The 7,782-nt window shown below is 65.4% G+C and carries 10 protein-coding genes; all 10 read right to left on the reverse strand.

The window, feature by feature from the left end:
• Positions 1 to 23: 23 nt before the first annotated feature.
• A complete protein-coding gene (locus AC3WXD_RS34755) occupies positions 24 to 422 on the reverse strand; it encodes a hypothetical protein (protein WP_492325717.1) in 399 nt (132 codons plus the stop codon).
• A complete protein-coding gene (locus AC3WXD_RS34760) occupies positions 415 to 735 on the reverse strand; it encodes a hypothetical protein (protein WP_492325718.1) in 321 nt (106 codons plus the stop codon). The genes AC3WXD_RS34755 and AC3WXD_RS34760 overlap by 8 nt, the downstream gene beginning before the upstream one ends.
• A 39-nt stretch (positions 736 to 774) precedes the next feature.
• Entirely contained in the window at positions 775 to 1,377 is a 603-nt protein-coding gene (locus tag AC3WXD_RS34765; RefSeq protein WP_492325719.1) for a tail fiber assembly protein, read from the reverse strand.
• Between the two features lie 8 nt (positions 1,378 to 1,385).
• Positions 1,386 to 2,120 (reverse strand): phage tail protein, encoded by a 735-nt coding sequence (locus AC3WXD_RS34770; RefSeq protein WP_492325720.1) that lies wholly within the window; start codon positions 2,118 to 2,120, stop codon positions 1,386 to 1,388.
• 15 nt (positions 2,121 to 2,135) lie between these two features.
• Positions 2,136 to 5,186: a phage tail protein gene (locus AC3WXD_RS34775; RefSeq protein ID WP_492325721.1), complete on the reverse strand. Its 3,051-nt coding sequence runs from the start codon at positions 5,184 to 5,186 to the stop codon at positions 2,136 to 2,138.
• 145 nt (positions 5,187 to 5,331) lie between these two features.
• Positions 5,332 to 5,733: a DUF6950 family protein gene (locus AC3WXD_RS34780; protein WP_492325722.1), complete on the reverse strand. Its 402-nt coding sequence runs from the start codon at positions 5,731 to 5,733 to the stop codon at positions 5,332 to 5,334.
• Positions 5,730 to 6,299 carry an HNH endonuclease signature motif containing protein gene (locus tag AC3WXD_RS34785; RefSeq protein ID WP_492325723.1) on the reverse strand — a complete coding sequence of 190 codons (570 nt, stop codon included), beginning with the start codon at positions 6,297 to 6,299 and terminating at the stop codon, positions 5,730 to 5,732. Before AC3WXD_RS34785 ends, AC3WXD_RS34780 begins: the two co-directional genes overlap by 4 nt.
• Positions 6,299 to 6,850 (reverse strand): hypothetical protein, encoded by a 552-nt coding sequence (locus AC3WXD_RS34790; RefSeq protein WP_492325724.1) that lies wholly within the window; start codon positions 6,848 to 6,850, stop codon positions 6,299 to 6,301. The genes AC3WXD_RS34785 and AC3WXD_RS34790 overlap by 1 nt, the downstream gene beginning before the upstream one ends.
• A complete protein-coding gene (locus AC3WXD_RS34795) occupies positions 6,847 to 7,440 on the reverse strand; it encodes a hypothetical protein (RefSeq protein ID WP_492325725.1) in 594 nt (197 codons plus the stop codon). The genes AC3WXD_RS34790 and AC3WXD_RS34795 overlap by 4 nt, the downstream gene beginning before the upstream one ends.
• Positions 7,441 to 7,443: 3 nt before the next feature.
• The coding region (locus tag AC3WXD_RS34800) for a hypothetical protein (protein ID WP_492325726.1) at positions 7,444 to 7,782 on the reverse strand (339 nt) is incomplete at its 5' end.

Below are 7,782 nucleotides of genomic sequence, written 5' to 3' on the forward strand. Positions count from 1 at the left end.
ATCAAGCAATCCCATCTCTCACCTCACGAAATCAAAATTGCGGGCTGCGCCGTCACGGCGCCGTTGGCATCTCGCGTTACAACAGGCTGCGTGACGGTCTTGGTGGTGGCACCCACATAGGTGGCATGCCATGCGTCGATGGCCCCCGGAAACGCAGTGCTGAGCACGTCCGCCGCGAATACGCCGGCGGTGCCATCAGGCCATGCGATCTGCGCCGCCGTCAGCGCCCCATTGGCATCGCGCGTGCCGCTCACCAGTTGGAAGTTCTGCGTCTGGGCCCAGCCGAGCAGCATCGCCTCTGGCGAGATTCCGGGGTCGCCCTTGTCACCCTTGAAGAACGGCAGGAACGGCACCTCCAGCGCCTCTCCGGCCGCGCTCGAAAGCGTCAGCGTCAGGCTGATGGCTTGGGTCAGGTCAGGCATAGGTGATGCGCTCCACGATGTTGATGGTCGAGGTGTCGGACAGCACCACGTTGCCGCCCGGGTCTTGCAGGCGGATGTCCATCACCAGCAGTTGCAGCGGCCAGTCGGTCGTCTCTTCCGCCGTGGCCGACAGGCTCACCACACCGGTGGCGGCATCGACGAACGTCGCCGACAGGGCCTGCACCAGCTTGCGGGTACCGGAGGTCCGCAGCTGCGCCGAGATCGACCAGCCGGTGAAGTCCATCACCTCGCCGTTGTTCAGGATCTGGCCAGCGTAGGCGAAGGTCTGGCCGCGTTTGAAGTCTGTGGTCATGGGCATGCCGCGGGCTGGCGCGGCCGGTGGTGGATTGGATCAGGCGGGCTTGGCCGGCCAGTCGATGGCGCGCGGGAAGTCCGGCTGGCCAGTGACCGCGCGCAAGTCCTTGCGGTACTGGCTCAGGGCCTTCAGGCGCAGCGTGTCCGCCGCGTCCAGCTCGTCGAGCACGAACCCGTCCATCAGGGGCGCCACGAGCTGGTCGGCCTCGACCAGCAGCGCCGCCTGCTGCGCGCGCGCGGCCGCAGCGAGCTGCTCGGTCTGCAGGGCCTCGTCGAGCGTCCATTCCTCGTCGACCCACTTATGCGCCGGCGACGGCGGCGGCTCGTCGGTCAGGAACGGCGGCAGGTCGCCCAGCCCGGTGTACTCGGCACTCGGGATGAACTGCGAGCCATCGGCCGTGCGGTACAGCGGCACCGCGCGGTAGTCCGGCACGAGCGTCCAGGTGCCGTCCGGCCAGTTCTGCGGCGCATGGCCCGCGGCGTCGCGGTAGACGGGGATGGCGCGCTCCGTGCGCTCCGGCGGCGCGGTCGGCGTGGCGAAGCCCGGCACGATGGGCTCTTCCGGCTGGAGCGGGTTGTCATCGGCCAGGCCGTTGCACAGGAACTCGCCAGTGGCGGGGTGATAGTTGAAGATTTCCATGGGGGTCCTTAGAACTTGATGCAGGCCAGCAGGGCCACGTTGCGCATGCGGATCTCGCTGCCGGTTCCGACGAAGCCACTCACTCCGCCCGAGAGCGCAAAGCCCAGCGATCCGGATGCGGTAGCGCCCACGGCGGCTGTTCGGTACGTCGTGCTGATGGTCGTCGTGCCGTAAAACGGCGAGATCCCCGTGCCGCTCAAATAGGCCGGGTAGACACCCGAGCCGTCCATCCCGAGCGGCAGGATGTGGTTGTGGTCCCGCAACTGCGCGTCCTGCCAGCTACCGAACGTCCGACCCGAGTCCGCGCCGCGGCCGTCATCCCAGCCGCGTACGGCCTCGCCGCGCAGTTCGGGCAGGTTGAACGTCATCGAGCCGTCGCCGGCGCCGAAGGTGGTGCCGATCTCGGCGAACAGGTCGGCGAACGTCGCGCGCGACACCGCCGCGCCGTTGGCTTTCAGGAAACCGCTCGGTACCGCGCTCTTCGCGTGGAACACGATGGAGCCGGGCAGCAGGTGGCCGAAATTCGGTATGCCGAGCAGGCCGATGGTCACCCAGGCGCTGTTCGCCGCATTGCGCATGCGCATGAGGCCGGCGCCCGTGTCCGCCCAGAACTGGTAGGGGTAGGTCGTCGTCGGCGCCGATGAGCCCGACTGCTGCGACGCCAAAGCCTGCAGCGCGCCGTTCAGGTCAGCGCGAAACGATGCCCCCGCCTGGTTGTCGATCACCAGATCATTTTGAGACATGTGGTCCTCTCGAAGTTAATAGCCGACAGCGTCCCAGTCGAACCGACGGGAGATGGCTGCGCCTGCGCTGCTGAAGAAGTTGACGGTGAAGCCGGCCGGGCTCTTGCCGGTGACGGTGAAATAGTCGCCCTGCACCATGTTCTGAGCGGTGATGCCCAGCACCGGCACGACGCGGAACGGCTTGTTGAAGGTGATCAGTTGCGGGCCGGCGGACGACACCACGTCCCGCCCGGCCTCGCGCCGATCGGGCATGTCTACCGAGACCGACAGCCCGGTCACGACCACGTTGTGCGTGGGCGAGCCCGATTCGACGACCGCGCGCCACTCGAAGGCACGCGCCTCGTAGTCGCCGAGCGTGAAGCGCTGCCAGTCCGTCCAGTCCGGGGTGGCCGCCGGGTCGTCCGCCGTCGTGCGCACGTAGAGCGTCACGGCCGTGTCGTTGATCCGGTCGCCGTCGATGGACTGCCAGGTGTCGATCAGCGCGGTGCGCGCATCCACCATATCGCCCGTATCGAACGAGACGGCGTCCAGCGTGGCGGTCAGCCGGGACTTCTCGACGACGCCGAGATCGAGCGTGCCGGCGAAGTCGTAGGTGCCGCTGGAGACCAGTCCGCCCAGCGAGTCGATCAGGCCCCACCCGCCGCTGCCGACCACGTCGTCGATGGGCCCGAGGCTGTCCACGGCCGGCTGGTCGTCCCACTCGCCCGTCGCGTCGATCATTCCCTGATCGTCGATGAGGCCCATGCCGATCAGCTTGATGCCGTTGAGCGCCGGGTCGAATACGATGCCCACCTTGGCCCCGGCGAACGCCGGCTGCTCGGTGATCGTGGCCACGACGTTGAGGTCCTGCAGTGACGGCGCCGTGGTCACCACCTGGGCGGCCAGCGGCGACTCGTTGCCGCTCGAGTCCACCCACTTGCCGAGGTACACACCCTCGATCAGCGGCAACTGCGCGCTGTTCGCCGCGCCCGAGATGAAGCCGCCGAAGTCGACGGCGCTGCCCCAGGTCGGCGAGATCGTGTCGGTGGTGTGCCGGATACGCGCCTGCCCGCCGTTGCGCACGTCCAGATCGACCGCCGCGTCCCAGGTCAGGTTGGCGAACCCGTTGAGCACCGTCAGCGACAGGCCGGCCATGTTGCTCGGCGGCGCAGTCTTGCCCACCACCTTGTGGCCGTAGGTGTACGTCCAGTCGGGGCTGCGCACGCCGATGCCCGAGACGTACCGCGCGCGCACGTAGTAGTAGGCCCCGTCCTCCACCGGCGCGAGGTAGGCGCTGGTGGTGCTGGCCGGCATCGGCGTCAGGATCGTCCAGTCGGCGTCCTGCAGGCGCTTGTACTGCAACTCGATGGAGCCGGACTGCTGCAGCGCTGCATCCACCGCCGGCGGCCAGGTCACGAGCACGCGCGAGATCACCACGCCCGTCTGCGTCAGCAGCAGCTGCACCTCGCCCGAGTCCATGCCGATCTGGCCGACCATCTCCACCCGGAACGGGTTGGGCAGGTTGGTGTCCGGCGCCGGATCCGTCGTCGTCGCGTCGCCGAAGTTCCAGTCATAGACCGCCGCGGCTTCCTCGTTGAGCACCAGGTCGATGCCACCGTCGTCGCTCATCTTCCAGGACATGACCCGGAACACCTTCTCTGCCCACCCGAACTTCGCCAGCGACAGCTTCACCGTGCTGTAGGCCGTGAGCTGGAACGCCGTCAGCTTGGCCGGGAACTCGACCACGATGCCCTGGCGCGAGCGCTCGAGGATGATCTTGGCCATGCGCTGCGCCGCCACCACGTTCGTGGTGTACGGCAGCTCGATGTCGCGCTCGATCACCTCGCCGTCCTGCGCGGCGTACAGCGGGTTGCTGACCGCCGGGAAGTCGCCCGGCTGCCAGTAGTTCGACGGATCGACGAACGTCCCCTTGACCACGTTGAACAGGTCCTTGCGGGACATGCGCGGCTGCACCTTCACCGCGCCCCGCAGGTCCGACTCGGTCAGCGTCACGGTCGGGATGTCGTAGGCGCCGGCGAACAGCCGGAATGTGCCGCCCGAGATCACCACCGCGCCAGCGCCGGCCGTCGTCATCTCCGTCAGGTTGTCGCGCGGCGACTTGTCCGACATGACGATGCCGTTGCACCGATAGCGCCAGTCGTTCTTGTCCGGCGTCACGGCCACCAGCTCGTCCGAGATGTTGGCCGCGGCGATCACCGAGGCAAGGTCGATGTCCTCGTCGGTGCAGCTGAAGCCGCGCTCGTCGCGCAGGTAGTCATAGACGCACAGGGCCCAGTTGTCGTTCCAGGCGGTAACGCCGTTGCGCGGGTCATAGATCCGCTTGCCACGCACCACCGCCTTGATGTTCGGCAACCCGTTGGGGAAGATGTCGGCGTCGTATTCCAGGCGCACATACAGGTAGCAGACGCCGCACAGCCGGTGGGCAGTCGTCCAGTTCCCCGGCATCTCGCCAACCAGGTCGCCGTCGGCCACCTGGTTGATCGACCCCAGATGCTTCTTGATGCGCACCAGCGCCTTCTGGCGCTGGGCCTCGTAGGTGATCTGGATGCTGTCCGCACCTTCCGGCACGCCCTGGACGGTCACATCGGCGGAGCCGGGCGCTGCGCTATAGTTCCCCAAGGGGAAAACAGTAGGTCCGAATCCCAAGTTTTCCTCAGTCGCTGGCGTGACCGACGACACCGAGGTGATGCTGTAGATCGGCTCGCCGACCGAGAACGTCATGGTCGTGCCGGTCACAGGCACAGTGATGGTCTTCGACTCCCCCCATGTCTTCAGGAACTTCCCGCCAGTCGGGAATCCGCTGCTAAGCGTCCCAACCGGGTCCTCGCCGATATACACCTCTTCGATGTCCTCGCACTCATGGTCGGCCAGCGCGATCACCAGGTGCATGAACTGGTTCGCCTTGCCATCGCCGTCGGTGCTGCCGGCGAAGACCAGCGGGCCCGAGGTCATGGCACGGCCGTAGACGATGTTTCGGACTTGGACGTTGGAGCGGACGACCTGCGTGCGGCCCTGTGCCTCGGCGGCGAAGCCGTTGTTCGTGCGCGGCTTGAAGACGGCACCCATCAGCGCCGACACGGCCCATGACGCGCCAAAGACAATCACCGCATACGTGATGGCATAAACCGCAGCATAGGCGGCGCCGCCGGCCGCAATTGCCCCGGCGACAGCCGCCGCAATGGCGCCGATTCCTTCTGCCATGACATTTCCCTCAGATTTTCCAGGCTGCCTTGGCTGCGCTCATCGGCAGGAAGATGATTCCATCCCGCCCCTGCACAGCAATCTTGTCCCCGACGCAAAGCGCGAGGGCCTCCCCCTCGGGGGCATCAATGACAACCACATCTCCACGCCCGGCGAGCGCTGCCGGAACCGCCGGGCCCAGCATCATCGTGGCGACGCCCACCACCCCGCCGTAGTCCCGCAGGAGCCGAAACGCGGCCTTGTCGCTCGTGTAGAACCCCCGCCAGCGCGCCGCATAGTCCACGCCCGTCATCGCCTCGACCGCGTCGGCGACGAACATGCAGCAGTCGCTGATACCGCGTGAAAAAGCCCGCGCGCGGCGGGCTTCGATGAATGCGGCAAGCCGCGTAGGCCAATCGTTGAATCGCTTCATATGTGGGTCCACGTGCGGTTCGTCACGATGTGCCAGATGGTGTGCTTGTGGACACCATATGTTTCAGCCAATCGCTTGCGAAGACCGTACTTCTTCTCGGCGGATGACCATGCGGCCCGAATTTCGGAGATCGCCTTATCGGAGAGTTTTGCCCATGGCGTCTGCTCACCGCGCCTCACTCTCCCGGGAAAGCGATGCGTCCAGTTTTCATCGCCACTTGGGAAGCTCTCCTGGGGATGAGAGGCATACCAGTCGTCTCCACTCATGCGCGCAGCTCGCCCCTTTTTATGCATATCCTCCATGTTCTGTTGATGCGTTCCGAGGAATAGATGATCTGGATTCACGCAGCGCGGGTTGTCGCAGCGATGCAGCACATGCAAACCACCCCGGATCGGGCCATTGGCAATGATCCATGCCGCTCGGTGCGCCTTGATACTGCGCTTCCCAGTGGGGAATTTGCCGTAGGGCTGCTCTTTGCTCTTGACCCCACCAGTCCACATCCAGCAGTCACCGGACTTGTCCACCTTCGCATTGAAGCGCGCAATGTCTGATTGAGTGAAGTGCATTATCTTCCCCAAAGGAGGGTCTTTTCCACGAGTTGCGGCGTGTACTCGAAACCGCGGTCGCCCGGGTAACGGCTCTGCTGATCCTCGTTGTTGTAGCGGCGCACGCGCGCCTTATCCCAGGACACCATGCGCGATTCCGCCGACACCGTGACGGTCGCGGTATCGCCCACCTCAGACGACAAGGTGTCAATGCGCCCATAGAAAAGGCGAACGGGCTGCATGAACAATTGGAGGTCCGCCCGAAGCGGAGAAAACCAGATCTGGCATGGCTTGCCCTGGTACTGCTCCCCGAGTGAGATCGCCACGATCTCAGAGGGAATACCGGACATCGTGAGGCGGACACCAGTTGCCTCCAGGCTGGCCTGCTCTTGGATCGGCTCGATGCTGCCTAGGGCGCCAGTCCCCATCCACGTGAACCCGTTCCAATTGATGTCATATCCAGCGCTGCAGATACGCAGCGGCTGCGAGAAATCGAGCTGCACAAAGAACAGGTATGGGACGTGCCCCCCTTTTACCGCCGCGATGCCATCGTCATTAAGCGTGCGCGTCATTGCGGGTCCTCGATGAAGTCCACGGAGAAAGATTCATGACGCCACGCCGGCGTGCTCACGAACTCCCAGACGTCGCTGGCCAGGCGCATCTTTGCTTTCGGCTTGTCCAGCGCCACGACGGCCAGATTGGCCGGCGCGTTCCGGAATGGAGGTGCGACTGGAATGGATGCCAGCCCCATGGCGTCGCTGGTCACGTCGGCCGTGACGATTTTCAACTCACCCCCGGCTTCGATGTATTCGCCAGCTTGCAGCACCAATATGCTGGCCGGCCACCCCGACGTTGGAAGCGATCTGAAATCGGTCATAGCGCCGCTTACCGCTGCGCTGTATAGCGCAGATCCGGGGGCATCGTGCGGCCACAGATAGATCCGGCCTGCCATGCCGTTCAGGGCCGACAGCAAAGCCTTCAGGCGCCGCTGCTGCTGCAGGCTCATGGTGGTGAAGGTCAGGCGCGCCTTCCACAGCGCGCCAGGCCGCTCCACGGTCTGCGTGGCCTTGTTCAACGGCGATGTGAAGGCTTCCGTGTTCGACTGCAACCCGAACATCGCGCTGGACGGCAGGATGTCGTCAGGAAAGGTCAGAATGGCCATGGGTCACTGTCTTTGCAAGAACCTGCCGCCGCGTTGCATGCTATCCAGGATCTGAGCCTTGGTCTGTTCATTGCCCTGCCGAATGGCGGCGATGATGTCCGCGCGGTCAGTCCGACTGTCGATGTTGTAGGTTGGATTGAGATGAATCGTCACGGGGGCCGCCTGCTGCTGGGCCTGGCCAGCGAGCATGTCGTCCGGGATGATTCGCCCGGGCACATCGGGCACGAACATTTCCGGCCTGCCACGCTCACCGACGAGATATGACTGCCCCGCCTGCACATCCCCACCCCCCGCGCGTGTCAGAGGTGTGCCGACCGGGCTGCTGAGGTCGACGGGCGTACC

This window comes from Cupriavidus sp. FW216-B1 (assembly GCF_058789195.1).

Excerpts from the sequence above, each read along its gene's own strand:
- AC3WXD_RS34755 (WP_492325717.1), bottom strand. The coding sequence starts at position 422 with ATGCCTGACCTGACCCAAGCCATCAGCCTGACGCTGACGCTTTCGAGC.
- AC3WXD_RS34760 (WP_492325718.1), bottom strand. The coding sequence starts at position 735 with ATGACCACAGACTTCAAACGCGGCCAGACCTTCGCCTACGCTGGCCAG.
- AC3WXD_RS34765 (WP_492325719.1), bottom strand. The coding sequence starts at position 1,377 with ATGGAAATCTTCAACTATCACCCCGCCACTGGCGAGTTCCTGTGCAAC.
- AC3WXD_RS34770 (WP_492325720.1), bottom strand. The coding sequence starts at position 2,120 with ATGTCTCAAAATGATCTGGTGATCGACAACCAGGCGGGGGCATCGTTT.
- AC3WXD_RS34775 (WP_492325721.1), bottom strand. The coding sequence starts at position 5,186 with ATGGGTGCCGTCTTCAAGCCGCGCACGAACAACGGCTTCGCCGCCGAG.
- AC3WXD_RS34780 (WP_492325722.1), bottom strand. The coding sequence starts at position 5,733 with ATGAAGCGATTCAACGATTGGCCTACGCGGCTTGCCGCATTCATCGAA.
- AC3WXD_RS34785 (WP_492325723.1), bottom strand. The coding sequence starts at position 6,299 with ATGCACTTCACTCAATCAGACATTGCGCGCTTCAATGCGAAGGTGGAC.
- AC3WXD_RS34790 (WP_492325724.1), bottom strand. The coding sequence starts at position 6,850 with ATGACGCGCACGCTTAATGACGATGGCATCGCGGCGGTAAAAGGGGGG.
- AC3WXD_RS34795 (WP_492325725.1), bottom strand. The coding sequence starts at position 7,440 with ATGGCCATTCTGACCTTTCCTGACGACATCCTGCCGTCCAGCGCGATG.